Origin of the sequence: Pseudonocardia sp. (assembly GCF_025465255.1) — a bacterium.
GTDB lineage: Bacteria > Actinomycetota > Actinomycetes > Mycobacteriales > Pseudonocardiaceae > Pseudonocardia.
The window spans coordinates 14,454-33,574 of record NZ_JAODNI010000089.1 but is presented as its reverse complement, the minus strand read 5'-3'; the positions used below and the strand labels follow the sequence as shown (position 1 = coordinate 33,574).

At 74.2% G+C, this 19,121-nt stretch carries 11 protein-coding genes and 1 pseudogene; 8 read left to right on the top strand and 4 right to left on the bottom strand.

Annotation, left to right across the window (positions count from 1 at the left end; all coding sequences use genetic code 11):
- Positions 1 to 21: 21 nt before the first annotated feature.
- From JWP64_RS09385 to JWP64_RS09375, 3 genes are read left to right on the top strand one after another with little or no spacing between them, the layout of a single operon-like run.
- The gene (locus JWP64_RS09385; RefSeq protein WP_297494692.1) at positions 22 to 372 is read left to right on the top strand and encodes a hypothetical protein; all 351 of its coding nucleotides are present in this window, start codon (positions 22 to 24) and stop codon (positions 370 to 372) included.
- On the top strand, positions 369 to 9,752 hold the full coding sequence (locus JWP64_RS09380; RefSeq protein ID WP_297494690.1) for a hypothetical protein: 9,384 nt from the start codon (positions 369 to 371) through the stop codon (positions 9,750 to 9,752). Before JWP64_RS09385 ends, JWP64_RS09380 begins: the two co-directional genes overlap by 4 nt.
- A 46-nt stretch (positions 9,753 to 9,798) precedes the next feature.
- Entirely contained in the window at positions 9,799 to 11,076 is a 1,278-nt protein-coding gene (locus JWP64_RS09375) for a MinD/ParA family protein (RefSeq protein WP_297494688.1), read from the top strand.
- 116 nt (positions 11,077 to 11,192) lie between these two features.
- Here JWP64_RS09375 and JWP64_RS09370 read toward each other — a convergent pair whose 3' ends face one another.
- A complete protein-coding gene (locus JWP64_RS09370; protein WP_297494685.1) occupies positions 11,193 to 11,516 on the bottom strand; it encodes a hypothetical protein in 324 nt (107 codons plus the stop codon).
- Entirely contained in the window at positions 11,513 to 11,962 is a 450-nt protein-coding gene (locus JWP64_RS09365) for a carboxymuconolactone decarboxylase family protein (RefSeq protein WP_297494682.1), read from the bottom strand. The genes JWP64_RS09370 and JWP64_RS09365 overlap by 4 nt, the downstream gene beginning before the upstream one ends.
- A 99-nt stretch (positions 11,963 to 12,061) precedes the next feature.
- On the opposite strand from JWP64_RS09365, the pseudogene JWP64_RS09360 reads away from it, so the two are divergent.
- A pseudogene (locus JWP64_RS09360) lies at positions 12,062 to 12,936 on the top strand (sigma-70 family RNA polymerase sigma factor).
- Between the two features lie 241 nt (positions 12,937 to 13,177).
- Here the strand turns inward: JWP64_RS09360 and JWP64_RS09355 are convergent.
- On the bottom strand, positions 13,178 to 13,795 hold the full coding sequence (locus JWP64_RS09355; RefSeq protein ID WP_297494680.1) for a dihydrofolate reductase family protein: 618 nt from the start codon (positions 13,793 to 13,795) through the stop codon (positions 13,178 to 13,180).
- 242 nt (positions 13,796 to 14,037) lie between these two features.
- A complete protein-coding gene (locus JWP64_RS09350; RefSeq protein WP_297494678.1) occupies positions 14,038 to 14,754 on the bottom strand; it encodes an alpha/beta hydrolase in 717 nt (238 codons plus the stop codon).
- Between JWP64_RS09350 and JWP64_RS09345 the strand changes: the two genes are divergently transcribed.
- The 4 genes from JWP64_RS09345 (at position 14,729) to JWP64_RS09330 (ending at position 19,119) form a co-directional block, all read left to right on the top strand.
- The gene (locus tag JWP64_RS09345; protein ID WP_297494675.1) at positions 14,729 to 15,757 is read left to right on the top strand and encodes a PaaX family transcriptional regulator C-terminal domain-containing protein; all 1,029 of its coding nucleotides are present in this window, start codon (positions 14,729 to 14,731) and stop codon (positions 15,755 to 15,757) included. The genes JWP64_RS09350 and JWP64_RS09345 overlap by 26 nt on opposite strands.
- 148 nt (positions 15,758 to 15,905) lie before the next feature.
- Positions 15,906 to 17,228 carry an aromatic acid/H+ symport family MFS transporter gene (locus JWP64_RS09340; protein WP_297494672.1) on the top strand — a complete coding sequence of 441 codons (1,323 nt, stop codon included), beginning with the start codon at positions 15,906 to 15,908 and terminating at the stop codon, positions 17,226 to 17,228.
- Complete coding sequence (locus JWP64_RS09335; RefSeq protein ID WP_297494669.1) at positions 17,225 to 18,310, top strand: cupin domain-containing protein; 1,086 nt, start codon at positions 17,225 to 17,227, stop codon at positions 18,308 to 18,310. The genes JWP64_RS09340 and JWP64_RS09335 overlap by 4 nt, the downstream gene beginning before the upstream one ends.
- The gene (locus tag JWP64_RS09330) at positions 18,307 to 19,119 is read left to right on the top strand and encodes a fumarylacetoacetate hydrolase family protein (RefSeq protein WP_297494667.1); all 813 of its coding nucleotides are present in this window, start codon (positions 18,307 to 18,309) and stop codon (positions 19,117 to 19,119) included. The genes JWP64_RS09335 and JWP64_RS09330 overlap by 4 nt, the downstream gene beginning before the upstream one ends.
- Positions 19,120 to 19,121 lie beyond the last annotated feature (2 nt).

The following is a 19,121-nucleotide window of genomic DNA, read 5'->3' as shown; positions in this document are numbered from 1 at the left end:
GGGACCGCGATGGACGACCGGGTGAGTGTCGACACCGAGGGCGTGGAGTCCCCGGCCAACGGGCTGCGTGATCTGGGCGACCGGCTGAACTCCATCGGGCACAGCCTGCAGGGGCGGCTCGACGCGATCGGCCCCTGCTGGGGCGACGACTCCAACGGTCGCCGATTCGAACAGAAATACCTGCCGGCGCGCAACCAGCTTCTGACGGGCACGACGTTCCTCGGTGACGTGCTGGGCACCGTCGCGGACCGGCTCGAGCAGATGGCGCACGACTACGAGCGCACCGAGGGGGAGGCCGTGGCGTCGGCACGCACGATCGTCGCGTCCGACCGCGGGGACGAACAGGGCGGCGGCTCGGCGCCCCCGTCATGAGCCTCCGGATCCCGCCGGAGCTCAACTGGCTGGTGCTGATCACCGCGGGACAGAACTGGCCGAAGGGTGACGAGGACAGGCTGCGCGAGCTGGCGCAGGTGTGGCGGGACACGGCGTCGGAGCTGAACGGCCTCGTCGACGGCGTCGACCCGCTGGTCCGTTCCGTGCTCGGCAACGTCCACGGGGCCAGCGCCGACCAGTTCGCGGAGTTCGCGACGGCGCTGCGGGCCCAGGTCCCGGCGCTGATCCGCGCGGCCGACTCGGTCGGACGGTCGGCGTTCGACACGGCCGCCGAGGTCGAGTACGCCAAGTACATGATCATCGCGCAGATGATCGTGCTGGCCGCGGAGATCGCCTGGTGCCTGGCCAACGCCCCATGGACCTTCGGCGCGTCCACGCTCATGATCGGGCCGCTGATCGCGGCGGCGCGGACGACGGTGATGATGATCCTGCGCCGGCTCGCGATGCACATCGGGATCGAGATGGGCACGCAGCTCGGCCTCGACGTGGTCATCCAGACCCTGCAGCTGCTCAAGGGCGACCGGACGTCCTGGAACACCGGGAACACCGCGGGCGCCGCGGTCACCGGCGCGCTCGGTGGCGGGTTCGCCGGGTTCGGCAGCCTGGGCCTCTCGGCCATCGGCAGCAGGATCGGCCGGGACCTGGCGGACGGGCTCGGGGGCCGGGTGGTCAACGCCGGAGTGGCCGGCGGCCTCACGACCGTGGCCAGCAACGCCATCTACGGCGACGACCAGAGCGCGGGTCTCGCTGCCGGCTCGAGCGCGCTCTCCGGAGTCGCCGGTGGGCGGCGTGGCGGTGGGGCGCACGGTGGTGCGGGCGGCGGCCTGGACGTCGACGTCCCGTCGACCCCGACGCTGGGTGAGGGTGGGGCTCCGGGTGCGGGCGGGGGGCCGGGAGGCGGGGGCTCGTTCGCCGGTGTCAGGGCGCCGGATCCGGGTGTGGACTCGGGCGGTCCGGCGGGTGGGGTCGCCGGCGGCGTGTCCGGACCCGGTGCCGCTCCCCCCGGTTCCGGCGGTGGCACATCCGATGTCGGCGGTCCGGCCGGCGGGGCCGACGGTGGCGGGTCCAGGGCCGGTGCCGACCTTCCCGGTTCCGGCGGCGGCATGTCCGGTTCCGGCGGTTCGGGCGTCGGCGCCGGAGGTGGTGGGGTCGCCGGACCCGTGGGCGGGTGGCCGAGTGCGGTGGGCGCGGGTGCCACGGATGGGCAACGCCGCGGCCCGGGGTCCTCGACCTCGGTGGCCCGTCCACCTGCCGGCCTCGCCCCGGCCCCGGCCCCGTCCACGTCGGCCACTCCCGGGCCGTCCGGACTCCCTGGTCCGGACGGCCGGCAGGGGGCCGGGCCGTCGACATCGGGTTCCGGGCCGGACGGGACCTCGGCACAGGGCGTCCCGCCGCCGGGTTCTTCCACACCGAGCACACCGGTCTCCGCCAGCCCGGTTCCTGCCGCGGCGGCTCCCGCGGGCCCGGGCGACGGGTCGATTGTGGCGCCGGACCCGGGTACCGCCACCGGTCCCGCGGGTCCTTCCCCGACACCCGGACACGGACCTCCGACCGGCGCCGCCCTGGCCGACCCCGGAGCTTCGGGCCCCGTTCCGAGCGGCCCGGCCCCGGGGAACGCCGCTGCCCCGTCAGACTCGGCCCCGGGGGGCCTCGGTGGCCCGACCGGTGCCGCCGTGCCGGTCGGCGGTCCCTCGGCGGACGTCGGGTCGTCCAGCCACGGGGCCTCGACCGGCGCCGGGTCGGCGGCTCCCGTCGGTCCGCTTCCCGGTGGCGCTCCGGCGCCGGCCGACGGCGCGGTGCCCCCACCGGTCGGGCACGGCGGTCCCACGCCTGCTCACACGGTCCCGGTGCAGTCGGATCCGCAGCCTGCCGCGACCCCGCCCGGTGACCCCGCTGCCCGGCCGACCCCGGTCGCGGACATCTCCGGGGCCGGTGCCCAGCCCGGCTCGGGTACCCAGCCCGGCCCGGTCGTCCAGCCGACTCCCGGTGCCCAGCCCGGCCCGGCCGTTCCACCGGCAGCTCCCGCGGAGACGGCGGGCCCGGTCGTCCCGCTGAGCCCGATCGGCTCCGCCGGGCCGACCGTCCAGCCGGGGCCGGCCTCGGGCTCGGCGCTGAGCGGGAGCGGCGGCGGCGTCCTGGCTCCCGCGCCGATCCCGTCCGGACAGGCCGCCTCGGTCGCGCCCGCCGCGGGCCCGCTCCCCGCAGGCGGTGGTCAGCCGCATGCCGGTGCGGCTCCCGTCACCGGGAACGGCGCCGTCGGCACCCATGGGCCGGGCGCGTCGAGGCCGATCTCCCCCGGGGTCGAGCACCCCGCCGGACCGCAGCCCCAGACCTCGGTCCCGCCGGGAGCACCCCCAGCCGCGGTCCCTCCGGCGCCCGTCCCGGTGGGATCGGGATCCCCGGTGGGGCCCACTCCCCACACGTCGCCACAGCCGGCGACCCGGGGCCCGGCGACCCGGGGCCCGGCAACCCAGGGTCCGGCGACCCGGAGCCCGGCGCCGCCCGCGCCGCCCGCCCCACCTGCGCCGCCGGCCCCGCTCCGCGCCGGTCTCGTGACCGCGGCCCCCGCCGTCGCGCCCGCATCCGTTCCTCCTCCGGGGCCCCCGGCCGAGGCGATCCGGTCGGCGGCTTCAGGGCCGGATCACCCGGCACCCCCGCCTCCGCCACCGCTGCCCGGGCCTGCCGCGGCCGTCCCACCGCAGACCGCTCCGCGGCCGGTCGGCCCCGCACGTCCCGACGGCCCGTTCGACACTCCACCCGGCCCGCACCACAGCCTCGCGGACCCGAACGACACCCCGGACGTCCCGGCCCACGTCCCGCGTTGGACCCTCGACGACGCCCTCAGCCCCGACGACCGGGTCCGGCTCGACGCAGCGTTGGGGCAGCTGCGGCAGCAGCACGGCCTGGCGGGAGACGTGCACGTCGACTTCCGGCTCGTCTCCAAGGACGACATGCCCGGGACGAGCGGGGAGGCGCAGTACCGGCAGAGCCCGGCCCGCACGACGGTCGACGAAGGCCGCGGCACGGTCATGATCAACGACCGGCACGAGGACTTCTACACCACCGACGACGCCGGCGGGATCCGCCCGAACCTCGACCGAATCCGGTTCACGCTGGTCCACGAGGCGCTGCACTTCACGTCGCACGACCACACCGGTTTCCAGACCCACGACCACAACGGAGTGTTCCTCCGCGACGGCGCCGACCCCGCCGAGAACCCGCGGGAGGCGCTGGACGAGGGCGTCACCGACCACCTCGCGGCGCAGGTCTTCCGCACCCTGTTCCCGGACTCGACGCCCAGCACCGGGTACTGGGCCGGCCTCGACCACGGGGGCCGGATCCGACCCACGGTATGGACCGGTCGGATGGTCGAGGTCCTGGACCGGGCCGGGATCCGGCCGGAGGACGTCACCCGCGCCTACTTCGGCGGCCCGTCGGGGCTGGACGGGCTCGTGCACGGTCACGAGAACGCGATCCGCGACGGCTGGCGGCGGCTGCTGGAGGACGAGTCGCTCCGCCAGCACGGGTTCTTCGGCGGCAACGCGCACCGCGACCGGGTCCTGGACGACGTGGTCGCCACGCACCACGACCAGCTGCTCGACGCGCACGGCCGCGGCGACACCGCAGGGCGGGACCGGATCTTCCGCGACGACCTCGCGGACCAGGGAGTCCGGAACCCCGACGGCGTGCGGGTCCCGGGCTATGCGTGGAACGCGGCGTTCGCCCGAGCACGGGCCGCGCAGACCGCGTCCTCGGCGGTGGCCCCCACGGGATCGCCCGCGGCTCCTCCACCCCCACCTCCCTCGGCAGGAGCCGCCGTCCCGGCGACCGGCGCCGCGCCTCCGAGCGGAACCGGGCGGCCGGGTGGCACCCAGCCCACGGGCGCCGACCGAACCGGCGGCGGTCGAACCAGCGCCGACCGAACGGGTGGCGACCGGGCGGCCGACGATCCGGGTACCCGGGGTCCCGACACCCGGGAACCGAACACCCCGGAATCGAGCACCGGGGAGGCGTCCCGCGCGGTTCCCCCACCTGCCCCGCCGCAGACGGCGGACGCCGGATCGCCTCCAGCCGGGAACCGTGCCGCACCGCAGTCCGACGCCGCCCCACACTCCGATGCGGCATCGCCACCCGATCGTGCCACCACAGAGACGACCCAGGACCCCGCTACCGGGACCGGCCACGGAGTACCGCAGGACCCCCCAGCCCGGGACCCCATCACCCAGGACCCCACGACTCCCGGACCCGCCGCTGCACCCCACCCCGCGCCACCCCGTGAGCTCACCCGGCTGCACCCGTCCACGATCGACACCGTCAGCACCGCCCTCGGCGAGATCCTCGGCGCACGCCCCCGCACCGTGGAGGGCCTCGACACGCTCCGCACCGTGCTCCGGCACGAGCCCCAGCGGCTGGTCGGCTCGGGGGAGACGTTCCCGATGAAGGTCGACGGTCGGGTCGTCGAGACCCGGGTCCGGCTCGACCCCGGACCTGCCGCGACCGGCGATCGGTCCGCCGCGACCGGGCCGGGCCGGCAGATCGCCTCCGAGCCCGCGTCCCGCTCCGAGCTCGGCACCGACCGGACCACCGCCCGCGGTCCCGGCTGGCAGCCCGCGCTCGGTGCGCAGGTCGGCGTCACCGGCGGGTACGGCGGTGTCCGGTTCAAACCGGCCCTGCCCACCGAGGCGACCACCGACACCGCCCGGACGACCGTCTTCGACGAGCGGACGGCGAAGGTCACGCACGGGCCGGACGAGGAGCTGCCGGTCCGGGTCACCCTGTCGGTCGCGGACCGGAACGGACCGATCGGCGGCGAGCGGGCGGTCGCGGGCCGCGGGCAGGGCTGGTCGTACCCGGTGGAGTCGGTGCCGGACGCGCGCCGGCAGCCGTTGGAGCCGGGTTCGGGCCCGCGGATGAGCGACGTCGTACCGCGCACGGTGACCACCCGCGAGGGCGCGGAGCTCCCGGCGCAGGTCGCGGAGATGCTGCGGCCGGACGTCAGCCGGGTCGGGGCGCCGGGTCGTCAGGAGCTCGCCGCGTTCCTGTCCGACCACGGCCTGCGCAGCAGCTTCACGGCGATGACGCAGGACTGGGTCAGCTCCCCGCCGCTGATCAGTTCAGACGGCAGGCACACCGCCCAGATCCAGGCCCGGATCGTCCCGACGGTCGCGTCGCGGATCGGCACGCTGACCGGCGACCTGATGACCACGAACCGGCGCGAGCTCGTCGCCGAGCACACCGCGAAATCCGAGGCGGGCGGCGAGCTCGAGCTGACCGGGGGAGTCCGGACGAGCCCGCGGCCGATCGGTGCCGGCGCGTCGGTCTCGGTGACGGCGGCGGCGTCGGCGCAGCGGGAGGTCCGTACGACGCACGTCGACATCCAGCGCAAGGCCCACCTGATCTCCGGGCCGATCGATCTGTACGACGTCGGCGCCCGGCTCGAGGTCCGGGTCGTCAGCGGCCCCCGGTCGGTCGACGGCATGCCGCACCGGATCAGCGCGGACACCGACGCCCAGCTCTGGATGACCCCGCGCCAGGCCGCCGACCTCGGGCTCGGGCCGTCGGGACCGGGCCCCACCCCACGACCCTTCCGGGCGTACCCACCGACCCATCTGACCCACAACCAGGGCCTCGGCGACGCCAGGGTGAGCACGCTGGGTTCCGGCCCCCGGGAGCTCCTGACGCAGGTCAGGTCGGCGCTCGGCGAGGTCCGCGGCTACGGCTCCCTGGTGCCGGACCCGGACGCCGGGCCGCTGCCGCACGGGCGCACGGGCCGGGTCGCCCCGGCCACGGACGTCCACCGGACGCTGGAGGCGTTCCTCTCCGGTGCCCACCTCGCGTCCCGGATGGACAGCCTGCTCGCGGGCGGCATCGACCAGCCGTTCGTCCGCGACGGTGCGTCCGGGACGACCACGGTCAACGTCAACGTGCGCGCGCGGCTGTCCGACCTGGCCGACGCCGGCCCGGTACCCGGCTCGGGCGTGAAGGTCACCTCCGGGCACAAGCTGAAGCTGAACCACGGCGTCGGCACGAAGCGTTCCGTGGGGATCGGGTTCAACGCATGGACGCTGTTCGGCGCGCCGCTCGCGGTGCTCTCCGCGGTGGCGTCGGTCGCCGGGCGCTACCAGTGGCGGCAGACCACCGGTGCCGGCCCGGAGAGCAGCGCCCAGCACGTCACCAAGACCGGCACGGACGTGCACGCCGTACGCGGCGACATCACCTACGACGTCACGATCACCGAGTACCACCGCAGCGCCTCCTGGATGCGCTCGCTGCCCGTCGGCCGGCCCGGGCTGCACACCCCCGAGGTGACCACGGTGGCCCGGACGGGCGGCCCTTACGACCCCCGCAGCCTGGACCCGGTCCGCTCGCGGATCACCCTGCACGTCCCCGCCGACGACATGCGCGGCACGCCGGCGGGGGAGCCGCCCGCGGCCCCGGTGGTCGCCACGGTCACGGACCCTCACCCGCTGGACGGCCCGACCCGGACCGGGACGCCGCTGACGCCGCACAGCGCGGTGCTGGCCGTCGGCGGGGCCGACGCGATCCGCGACGCCGCGCACGCCGCGCTCGTCGAGGCGGCCGGGGGCGACGGCGTTCTCTCGCTGCCCGGCGGTCCCGGCGGCAAGGCGCTCTCTGACGGGCTGAGCCCCGAGCGCCTGCGCGACGATCGGGCGCTGCTCGACGGTGGGATCGTCGTGCAGGACCTCGTCCACGAGCGGCGCCTCGCCGACCGGACCGGTGCCGTCCGCGTCGACCTGACGCTGGAGAATCCGAGGCTGGTCGCCGACGGCGACCGTCTCCCCGTGTCCACCGAGCGCACCCAGCAGGCCGTTTCACAGGGCGGCTGGACGGTGAAGTCCGGACAGGAGTCCACGGTAGAGGTGGGGCTGCGCGGCGGCGCGTCGGTGGGTGACCGGTCGACGGTGATGAGCGGTGCAGGCGGCCGGGGGCCCACCGGCCTGGCGCAGGTACAGACCGACTACACCTGGAGCCGGACGAACGGCACCGCGGACTCGGCGGCGGGCGGTGCGGAGCGGTCGGTCGCCGGGGGTCGGCGCACCTACCTCGTGCGGGCCGACGGGGTGGCCCACGTGGTCGCGGAGTCCCGGCAGCGCAACGTGCTCAGGGACGCCCTGTCGCCGGCGGAGACGGGTCGCGCGGGACGAGAGGTGCGGCTGCCCGACGCGGTGCACCTGCGGGTCGACGAGCAGCAGGCCCGGGACTGGGGGCTGCTGCCGGAACCGGTCGGGGACACAGGGCCCGCAACGGACCCCGCCGTGGCGCTGCCGGACGTCGGCCGGCACGGTCTGGGCTCGGGCACCCTGGAGAACCCGCGGGTGCTGGGTGAAGAGCTCGGCGCGTTGGCCGACCGGCTCCGTACCGATGGCCCCGACGCAGTCCCACGATCGACGCTGGGCGACTCGATGGCCGCGCTGCAACAGACCCGCGCACAGCTGACCGGCTCCGCCGCGCACGGGCTGCTCGGCAGCGTGCTCGGGCCCGGCTCGTCGCTCCTGGGGTCCCGGCCGGGGTTGTTCGGGCACACGGACTCCGGGCTGCGGGTGGTGGCCGAGCCCGCGGGCCCGCCGCGGCTCGTCGAGATCGTGCACGACGGCGCGGAACTCAAGGACAAGGTCACCGCCAGCCGGTCGGCCGACCGCTACCGGACGACGATGATCGGGTTGCGCGGCTCGGCATCGGCCACCGCGGGCGGCCGGGAGGTGGCCGGGGCGCAGCAGGGCAGCACGACCGCCGTGGGGATCGGGCCCACCGCCACGGTGGGCGGGTCGGATGCGCACAAGGTCACCGATGCCGACGTCGTCCGCACGGTGCGGACGACCGTGTCGAAGGGCCCCTCCGCCCGGGTCGCGGTTCCGGTCCGGCTCCGGCTGGACCTGCACCAGGACGGTGAGCTGCGGTTCACACACACGGGGGAGACCCGGGACCTGATCGTGCGGGTCCCCGCAGACGACCTGTCGAGCGTCCCGGCCACCGAAGCGGCAGGCGTCCCGGACACCGCAGGCGGCCCGGAGCACCGGCCCGCGTCCGACGGTTCCCGGGACGCCGCGCTCCGCTGGCAGCGCGCCGGCGACCCCCTGCCCGAGGAGGTCCGCGCCGCCTCGATCGGGCCTGACCCGGGCGGGCTCGGCCGGGCCGTGGTGTCGATGCTCGCCGAGGCCGGCACGGACCCGCGCCTGCACCGGCCCGGCGGCCCGGTGCGCACCCAGCTCGACGCGTTGCTCTCCCCGGAGATGTGGCGGTCCCTGGTCCCGCGGATGCTGCACGGCGGGGCGAGCCTCCCGGCTCTGCACAGCCCCTACGTCGGTGGCCCCGACGTGCGGGTCACCGTCTACGCCCGGATGTCGGACCTGAGGACGGACGGGGTCAGCCACACCGTGGACGTCGCCGGTGCCGAGCAGCACGACCGAACCCGGGAGACCGAGCTGAGCAGCTCGAGCCAGCGCGGGGTGGGTGGCGCGCTCGTGCCGGGCGGGCGGGACCCTGTCGTCGGCCAGGGCAGCACGGAGCTGACCGCGACCGGCCGCGACGACACGGTCCGCACCGACCGGCCCACGGTGCACGACCCCGTCGAGGACACGAAGAAGGGCGCGACCCGACTGGTCGGCGGGCCCACGGAGTACCGGGTCGTCGTCGAAGTGACCCACAGCGGTCCGTGGGGGAGCGCACAGATGCTGGTCGGGGACGTCCGCCAGGACTCCGGGCTGCAACTCCGGATGCCCGAGGACGAGGCGTCGTCGCTGCTCGGGGCGCTGCCGGAGGCCGTGAACCGGGCCGGCGAGCAGGTCCGGGACGCCGCGGCCGCCTGGCGGGCCGCGGAGAAGCAGCTGGAGGACGCCACCGCTGCCCGCGACGAGCTCTGGTGGCGCGCCGACCCGGGCGCGCGGGCCGAGGTGGCGGCCACCGCCGACGCCGGGGTCGCCCGGCACCGCGCCGATCGGAGCGAGGAGCTGCTCGCCGACCTGCAGTTCCGCATCGACGCCCTCACCTCGATGCTCGCCGCCGATCCCCTGGGCGCGGCGCACGTCCGCCCTGGGCTCGACCAGGCCCTGGCGGAGGCGGCTGCGGTCCGCCGCGCCGTCGCCCGGGACCGGGCGCTGGCGGACGTGCTCGACGAGATCGACGCGACCCGGGCGGCTCGGGACCGGGCTCGCGCGGCGTGGGCGGCCGCGAAGGCCGCACTCGACCGGACCCTGGCCCCGGCCGCGGCGCACACAGGGGACAGCCCGGCCCCGTCGACCACCGCTTCCCCGGCCACAGCCCCGTCGACCGCAGCCCTGTCGGCCGAGGACTTCGACCGGATCGTCAACCCGGGCCCGCCGGCCCCGACCGTGACCTGACCGGCGCACGGCCCACAGACCAACACAGGAACGAGAGGAACCAGCGGTGACGAACCCGCAGCAGCACGACGTCCCGGACGCCGCCCACAGCGGCTCCCCCGCCGGGACGACGCTCGACGAGCGCTCCCCGAACCCGGACGACCCGAACCAGAACCAGGACGGGTGGATCTCCGCGTCCTGGTCGCCTCACGAGGGGCCGGCCCAGACCGGCCCGGTCCCCGCCCCGCAGCCGCCCGCCCGGACCGCCCCACCGACCCGGCCCACTCCGCCGCCTGCCCGGCCGACACCGGCTCCGGCCGGCCAGGTGCCCCCGGCTCGGGAGCCCTCCCGCGTCCTCACGACGCCCCCTTCTCCGGAGGCGGCGGGAGCGCCGGATCCGAGCACGAGCGGGGTTCTCGGCGGCCGGCTCGACGAACGGTCGATCGTCCGCGAGCGGGCCGACCGGCCGGGGCACGGCTGGCGGGCCGGGGTGTTCCGGCTCAGTGGGGGCCTGGTCAACCCCGGCCCCAGCGCGGCGGACAAGGAGCGCCAGGAGCTGCTGAACCGGATCCGCCGCCCGCTCCGAGGCGCCCACCGGATCGCCGTGGCGTCCAGCAAGGGCGGGGTGGGCAAGACGACCGTCGCGGCCTGCCTCGGCCTGGTGCTGTCCGAGAACCGTGGCGACCGGGTGATCGCGCTCGACGCCAACCCCGATGCCGGCACGCTCGCCGATCGGCTGACCGCCGAGACGGCCGTGACCGTGCGGGACCTGCTGGACAACATCGAGGCCACGCAGTCACTGACCGACGTCGCGCGCTACACGAGCCTCGCCGGCAGGCTGCAGGTGCTGGCGTCGGAGCAGGACCCCGCGGCGAGCGAGGCGTTCGACCGCGACGAGTACGAGCGCGTCTGCGCGGTCCTGACCCGCTTCTACAACATTGCGATCACCGACTCCGGGACCGGCCTGGTGCACTCCGCGATGGACGGCACGCTGGGGCTGGCCGACAGCCTCGTCGTCGTCGGCGCGCCCACCGTCGACGGGGCGAGCCGCGCCGCCCAGACCCTGGACTGGCTCGTCGCGCGCGGGCGGTCCACGCAGGTCGAGCGGGCGATGGTCGTGCTGAGCTGCGACCGCTGGAGCAAGGAGGTCGACCGCACCCGCATCCGGGAGTACTTCGCCACCCGCTGCCGCGCGGTCGTCGAGGTGCCCTTCGACCCGCACCTGGCCACTGGCGGCCGCATCCAGCTCCCGGAGCTGCGGCCGGCCACCGTCGACGCCTTCCTGCACCTCGCCGCGCACGTCGCGGACGGGTTCGGCCGGGACCCGCTAAGGACGGCGGACTGAGCGGAGCGGGAGGCCGGTGGCCCCGGACGGCCATGGTCGAGCTCCCGTTCGTCACCGCCCGGTTCGCAAGCCGGACCTGCACCTGCCCCGCCGGCGACACCTGATGTGATCCACCATCACGTCACGCAACTGCCGTTGCCGTATTGAATGCGCGCCGAAGTTTCGCCGGAGCGTGGTCGGCCGCGCACGTCGAAGACCGGAGCCTTCACCCAGCCATAGTCATGGACGTAGCCTGTCGCCCAGATGATCGTGGTGATGTTCTCCCTGGTGAGATCGAGCGAGGCGACCTCGTCGACGGCGGCAGGAAGATGCGTCGGCGCTACGAGCTGTTCCTCGGCGGGTTCTTCGTCGACCGCCTCGGTGACGGACTCGCGGGCTGCCGACAGGAAGCCGAGATATGCCTTGTCGGCCTCGTCGAGAATCCTTCCGGGGTTGCTCACCAGGCGCCGGCGACCTGGTGGGTCGTGGCGTTGAGCCGGTTCCACAGGTTGACGTGCGCGATCGAGAGGATCAACGCGCCGAGCTGCTGCTCGTCGAAATGGGCGGCGGCCTCCTCGAACACCTCGTCGGGCACCGGGTCCGAGCGGTCCGCGAGCCGGGTGACGGCCTCGGCGAGGGCCAGCGCGGCGCGTTCCTCGTCGCTGAAGAACGGTGCGTCCCGAAAGCCGGCCACGGTGTCGATCTCGTCCGGCTCGCCGGCCTTGCGCAGGTCGCGGGCGTGCATGTGCACGCAGACTCCGCAGCCGTTGATCTGGCTCGCCCGTAGGTGGACGAGCTGCAGCGTGGTCTCCGGGATGCCGGTGGCGCGCTCGGCCGCGCCGAGGGCCATCAGGGCCGCCATCGCGCCGGGGACGACCTGGGCGGGGTTCTTCATCCGTGCGTTCATCATCGCTCCTGTTCCGCCGTCACGTCGGCGGGTTCTTGTGGGTCACCACCTCGGACACGCGGGAACGGAAGGATGTGACAGGTGGATCCGAACAGTGGGATCGATGGGGACCTCGGTGGGTCGTTCGAGGAGCACCGGGCGCACCTGCGCCAGGTCGCCTACCGGGTGCTGGGGTCTCTGAGCGAGGCCGACGATGCGGTGCAGGAGGCGTGGCTGCGGCTGCAGCGGGCGGACACCGCCGAGGTGGAGAACCTGCGGGCCTGGCTCACGACCGTCGTCGCCCGTGTGGCGCTCAACCAGCTGCGGTCGCGGCGGACCCGGCGCGAGGAGCCGTTCCCCGAGCAGCTGCCCGATCCCGTCGTGAGCCGTGAGGACGGGGGCGACCCCGAGTACGCGGCCGAGCTCGCCGATTCGGTGGGCCTGGCCCTGCTCGTCGTGCTGGAGACCCTGGCCCCCGACGAGCGGCTGGCGTTCGTGCTGCACGACATGTTCGCGCTGCCGTTCGACGAGATCGCCCCGCTCGTCGACCGCACTCCGGCCGCGGCTCGGCAGCTCGCGAGCCGGGCGCGACGGCGGGTCCGTGGCGTCGGACCTGGTGTCGAACCCGGCCGCGGTGACCGGGCGGCACGGCGCGAGGTCGTCGACGCCTTCCTCGCGGCGGCCCGCGAGGGTGACATCGAGGGCCGGTCGCGGTGCTGGACCCGGAGGTGGTGTTGCGCGCCGACGTCGGTACCGGCATCCGGCGGGTGCAGGGGGCGCATGCGGTCGCGGCGCAGGCGGCGTCCTACCGCAGCGTCGACCAGGAACGCTTCCCGGTGTTGGTCAACGGCGCGCCGGCGGTACTCGGCGTGATCGGCGGACGGCCGGTGGCACTGCTGGCCTTCACGGTGGTGGACGGGCGGATCGTGGAGATCGACATCCTCGCCGACCAGGAGCGTCTCGCCCGCCTCGACCCGACGCTCTGGGCAGGCTGACGCTCGATGCTGCGATCACGCCGCGGTGGCGACAGCGGCCCCGGCGGGCAGCCACCGCACCCGGTAACGCAGGTCGACGGGGCCGCGGCGAACGCCCCTTCACCTCCTCTCGGCCCTGCCGGACGTGCGCGGCGCGTTGCGACTCGACCCGACCGCCGCCGGCTATGTCAACGGTGGACGGGTTCGGCGTTCGATCGGCTCGCCGATGGTGGGCGGTGTTGGCGGTGTGGGGCGCAGGACGTCATTCGTGCGTGCCCGGGCCCATGCCCTTGACGTCCTCGTAGGTCGTCTCGCCGGGCCCCGGGGAGGGCGCGTACAGCAGGCGGACCACGCCCGTCGGGAACGTCTCGGACTTCAACAGGCGCAGGTGGTATCGGGCGTTCCCCTCGTCGAAGAGTCGCTTACCACTGCGCGCCGCCACCGGGTGCACCAGCAAGCGCAGCTCGTCGACGAGTCCGGCCGCCAGGAGCTGCTGAACCACCGAGATGGAGCCGGGGATCAGGATGCTCTGAACGCCGGGGTCGGTCTTGAGCGCGGTCACGGCCTCGACGAGCTCGCCTTCGATCAGCTCGGAGTTGCGCCACGGGAAGTCCAGGGGCGTGCGCGAGGCGACGATCTTGCGACGGTCCCCGAGCGACTTGGCGAACGCGGCGTCGTCCTCGCCAGCGGATTCGCGGTCGGGCCAGGCACCGGCGAAGCTGTCATAGGTGACGCGGCCGAGCAGTAAGACATCGGCCGCGGTGTAGTCCTCGTCCACGGCGCGACCCATGTTCTCGTCGAAGTACGGGAAGTGCCAGTCCTCGGCGATCTCGGCCACGCCGTCGAGGGAGATGAAGAGGGTGGAGACGATGTTCGCCATCGCGGTGGTCCTTTCGGTGATGTTGTGTCGCTACCAGATAGACCCCCGCGAGCGGGAAACTCATCGGTCCGTCGGGGAGCGTTCGCGGCGGCCCCGGCAATGGCACAGGCCTGGACGGGGCCTGAACCGGATGGACCAGACACGAGACGTCCTCGCCCACGGCTCCCCCGGGCGAGGACGTCTCGTTCACGAGGGACGGCCCCTGCGCAGGAGCGAGCCCGCGCAGCAGAAGCCTTCGCGATCTAGGCCCTCAGTAGGGCTTCGGCCAGACCGGCGGGCTCGGTGAAGCAGGCCTCGTGGCTGCCCGGGGCCGAGAGCGGGGTGACGCCGATGCGGCCGGGGAAGCGGTCCCAGCCGTACTCGCCGGGCGGCAGCGCGACGTCCTCGCTGCTGAGCACGTAGGCCACCGGGACGCCGAGCGCGGCGACGTCGAGCGGCTCGACGGTCTCGGTGAAGTACTGGAAGGGCTGCGGGACCATCAGCGCGTGAATCGCCCGCTGGACCTCCTCCGGCGCGTCGTTCATGAACGCGGCCTGCCAGACCTCGAGCGGCAGCGCCACCGAGTTGTTCCCCGACGCCGCAGCCAGCCCGCCGAACAGTTCCTGGGAGGGCGGCGGCACCTCGTCGAAGAGCGACTTCCCGGCCGCCGGCACGAACGCGCTCCAGTACACGACCTTGCGCAGCCGGCCGACCAGCCGCGGCGCCGCGCCGGTCACCGGGTAGCCGCCCCAGCTGTGCCCGACGAGCGTGACGTCGCGCAGCTCCTCACGCTCCACCAGCTCGACCACCGCGTCGACCACGTCGGAGAGGTGGTAGCCGGTCGGGTCGTCACCGTCGTGCAGACCGGGAAGCGTCGGTGTGAGCACACGGTGGCCCGCTGCCCGCAGGTGTTCGGCGACGGGCCGCCAGGCCCAGCCACCGTGCCAGGCACCGGTGATCAGCACGAAGGTCTCGGACATCCGGAGCTCCTTGGGCATACAAGACAGTGTTCACCTGAGCGGGCGCGCCAGTGTGCGTCAAACGGAAGACGAACGGCAAGAGAGTGGCACACTCAAAGCTTCCCGCCATGGAGCGACCGATGGCGTCGGGCGGCGTCGGGGAATCGGTCTACTGTGCGGAGGAATCCTGGGAGGTGGCGTGAAGGCGCGCTCGTTGGTCTTCGATCTGTTCGGTGACTACCTGCGGTATCGAGGCGGCGAGGTCCGTCTTCGCGGGCTGGTGGCGCTCATGGAGTGCTTCGGCGTTCCTGAGTCCACCGTGCGGGTGGTGGTCACGCGGCTGCGCAAGGAGGGGTGGCTGGCCAGCCGCCGCGACGGGCGCGAGACGGTCTACTCGCTGACCGACGAGGCATGGGCCCTGCTCGACGAGGGCCGCTCGCGGATCTTCCAGCGGATGGCCGACCCGTGGGACGGGCGGTGGCACATGGTCATCTACTCGGTTCCGGAGACCGAACGGAGCCTGCGCGAACAGTTGCGCAAGAAGCTCGCCTGGCTCGGCTTCGGGCCGCTCTCGGCGTCCGTATGGATCAGCCCGCACGACCGTGTCCAGCAGGTTCGCGATGCATTCGAGGGGGTCTCGGCGGTCCAGCTCGACGTGTTCAGGTCCCGCTCCCCGAACGCCGAGGCCGATCGCGACATCGCCGCCCGCGCCTGGGACCTCGGCGAACTCGATCGCGACTACGCCCAGCTCCTGGAGACCTACGAGCCCCGGCTCGACCGCTACCGCCGTGGCCGGCTGTCCGACGCAGAGGCGCTCGTCGAGCGCATGCGCCTGGTCCACGACTACCGCCATTTCCCGTTCCGCGACCCCGATCTCCCGCTGGAGCTGCTTCCTGCAGGCTGGTCCGGACGGCGGGCTCACGACGTCTTCCTCGAGGCGCACGGCCTGCTCCGCGAGCCGGCTGAGCGTTGTGTCGACACACTTGTCGACCGAGTCACGGCCCCGACGGCCAAGGCGGGATGACGCCACTTACATGTTTCGTTAGGTGGACGGTCGTCGACTTCTCGTTGTAGGTTATGGGCGCTTCGCCACGGCGGCGAGCGAACCGACGAGGAGCGTGGTGCTCGTGTCACAGCCGGCAGGCCCAGCAGCTGCCCGATCCGGACTCATCGTGGTCGCGCTGTGCTTCCTCACGATCGTCTTCGACGGCTACGACCTGATCGTCTACGGCTCGGCCGTGCCGAGCCTGCTGGCCGAACCCGGCTGGAACATGGGCCCGGCCCAGGTCGGAGCCATCGGCAGCTACGCCCTGGCGGGCATGTTGATCGGCGCGCTGGGTGCCGGAGCGATCACGGACGCCATCGGCCGCCGCCGGATCATGCTGATCGGCATCTCCTGGTTCTCGGTGCTGATGGTCGCCTGTTCCCTGGCCCCGACCCCCGGCCTGCTGGGGCTGCTGCGGTTCCTGGCCGGGCTCGGTCTCGGTGGGGTGATCCCCTCGGCGATCGCCCTGACCGTCGAGTACGCGCCACGCGGGCGTCGGCAGCTCTACAACGCGCTCATGTTCGCCGGATACTCCGTCGGCGGTGTCATCGCCGCGGTCCTGGCACTTCTCCTGCTCGCCGACCACGGATGGCGGCCGTTGCTGGCCATCGGGGCGGCGCCGCTGGTGATCGTGCTCCCGCTGGCGTGGCGGTTCCTGCCCGAATCGGCCGGCTACCTGCTCGCGAAGGGACGCGACGACGAGGCCCGGATCCTCGCGAACCGCTACGGCGTCGACCTGCCGGCGTTGCGGGAGGAGCGGGCAGCGGCCGCGGGCGAGGCCGGGCCCCGGGCCTTGTTCCGTCGCGACACCCGCACCGCGACGCTGTTGTTCGGCGCGGCCAGCTTCTGCGGGTTGCTGCTGGTGTACGGCCTGAACACCTGGCTGCCGCAGATCATGCGGCAGGCCGGATACCCCCTCGGCTCGGCCCTGACGTTCCTGCTCGTGCTCAACCTCGGCGCCATCGCCGGAGCCATCGTCGCGTCGCTGCTCGCCGACCGCTTCGGGCCCAAACCGGTCACCGTGGCGGCCTTCCTGCTCGCCACCGCCTGCCTGGTGGTGCTCAGCCAGCGCGTCGGCACCGGGCTGCTGCTCGTGGCCGTCGCCGTGGCCGGACTGGGCAGCGTCGGCACCCAGATCCTGGTGAACGGCTACGTCGCCGTGCACTACCCGGCCGCGATCCGCGCCACCGCCCTCGGATGGGCGCTGGGCGTCGGCCGGGCCGGGGCGATCGTCGGGCCGCTGTTCGGTGGCTGGGTCCTGGCCTCCGGCATCGGGTTCGAGTGGAACTTCTACGGGTTCGCCGTGCCCGCGCTCGCCGGAGCGCTGCTGATCGGCCTGGTCCCGCGGCTGCGCGCGACCGCCCCGACGACCGCCGTCGCCGAGCGCGCCCCGGCCACCCCTGACAACCCCACCGGCTCGGGAACGACGAAGGAGGAGACGACCGCATGACTTCCACCCGGTCACCGGAGATCACCCCGGAGGAGCAGACCCGGCTCGACGAGCTGTACGCGGCGTTCGACGCCGCGCACATGAAGCCGCTGTGGACGCAGATCGGTGGCCTGATGCCCACCAGCCCGCGTCCGGACTCCGTGCCGATGCTGTGGCGCTGGTCGACGCTGCTGCCGCTGGCCGAGCGGGCCGGCGAGCTGGTCCCGGTCGGACGGGGCGGGGAGCGCCGCGCCATCGCGCTCGCCAACCCGGGCATGCCCGGCACGCCGTACGCCACCCCCACGCTGTGGGCCGCGATCCAGTACCTCGGCCCTCGCGAGGAGGCGCCTTCCCACCGGCACACCCAGACCGCGTTCCGGTTCGTCGTCGAGGGCGAGGGTGTCTGGACCAACGTGGAGGGTGACCCCGTCGCGATGCGCCGTGGGGACCTGCTGCTCACCCCGGGCATGCATTTCCACGAGCACCACAACACGACCGACCACCCGATGGCCTGGATCGACGGCCTGGACATCCCGCTGGTCCGGCAGATCGACGCCGGGTTCTTCGAGTTCGGCCCCGACGAGCCGGCCACCCGGGAGACCCCGGACACCTCCCGCAACGAGCGGCTCTGGGGCCACCCCGGGCTGACCCCGGTCGGCGCACCCGCGCCGAAGGCGTCCCCGCTGATGGCCTACCGGTGGAAGCACACCGACGCCGCCCTGACCGCCCAGCTGGAGCTCGAGGCCGAGGGGCACCCCGGCGTGGTCGAGCCGGGGCACGCGGTCGTGCGGTTCACCAACCCGGCCACCGCCGGGGACTGCCTGTCGACGATGCGCTGCGAGATGCACCGGCTGCGCGCCGGAACCCGCACCGCGCTCACCCGCACCGCGGGCTCCTCGGTCTGGCAGGTCTTCGAGGGCTGCGGCGTGGTCACCGTCGGCGAGGAGCGCTACGAGGTCGGCAAGGGCGACCTGTTCGCGGTCCCGTCCTGGGCGGGCCTGGCCTTCGACACCGACGACGGCCTCGACGCCTTCCGATTCTCCGACGACCCCGTCTTCGAGGCCCTCGGCCTCGCCCGCACCGCCCGAGAGGACCGTACGTGAAGCTCGCGACCATCCGCACCGGTGCCGGAACCGCCGCCGTCCGCGTCGACGACGACGCGGCGGTGGAGCTCGGTGCCGCCGACCTCGGCGAGTTCCTGGCTCGCCCGGACTGGCGCTCGGCCGCGAAGGCCGCGACGGGAGCGCGCCACGAGCTTGCCGGCCTGGACTACGCCGCGCTCGTCCCGCGCCCCGAGAAGGTCTTCTGCGTCGGGCTCAACTACCGCAGCCACATCCTGGAGATGGGGCGCGAACTGCCGGAGTACCCGGCACTGTTCGCCAAGTTCGCGCGTGCCCTGGTCGGTGCGTACGACCCCGTCGAGCTGCCCGCCGGGTCGGAACAGGTCGACTGGGAGGCCGAGCTGGGCGTCGTGATCGGCGCCGAGGTCCGCCACGCCACGCCCGAGCAGGCCGCCGCCGCGATCGCCGGCTACACCGTGGTCAACGACGTCACGGCCCGGGACTTCCAGAACCGCTCGCTGCAGTGGCTGCAGGGCAAGACCTTCGAGCGCAGCACGCCCGTCGGCCCGTGGCTGGTGACCGCCGCCGAGCCGGGCGAGATCTCCTGCGAGGTCGACGGCGACGTGGTGCAGAAGGCCGACACCTCCGACCTCGTGTTCGGGCCGGTCGCCCTGGTCGCCTACATCTCGCAGATCATCACGCTGGCCCCGGGCGACATCATCGCCACCGGCACTCCGGGCGGGGTCGGGCACGCCCGCAAGCCCGCCCGCTACCTCGCCGAGGGCTCGGAACTGGTGACCCGGATCGAGGGCGTCGGGGAGCTGCGCAACACGATGGTCAGGGGGGCCTGAGA

What these genes read in the sequence shown, in the direction of transcription:
- JWP64_RS09335 (WP_297494669.1), top strand. Translation starts at nt 17,225, where the DNA reads ATGACTTCCACCCGGTCACCGGAGATCACCCCGGAGGAGCAGACCCGG.
- JWP64_RS09355 (WP_297494680.1), bottom strand. Translation starts at nt 13,795, where the DNA reads ATGGCGAACATCGTCTCCACCCTCTTCATCTCCCTCGACGGCGTGGCC.
- JWP64_RS09350 (WP_297494678.1), bottom strand. Translation starts at nt 14,754, where the DNA reads ATGTCCGAGACCTTCGTGCTGATCACCGGTGCCTGGCACGGTGGCTGG.
- JWP64_RS09365 (WP_297494682.1), bottom strand. Translation starts at nt 11,962, where the DNA reads ATGAACGCACGGATGAAGAACCCCGCCCAGGTCGTCCCCGGCGCGATG.
- JWP64_RS09380 (WP_297494690.1), top strand. Translation starts at nt 369, where the DNA reads ATGAGCCTCCGGATCCCGCCGGAGCTCAACTGGCTGGTGCTGATCACC.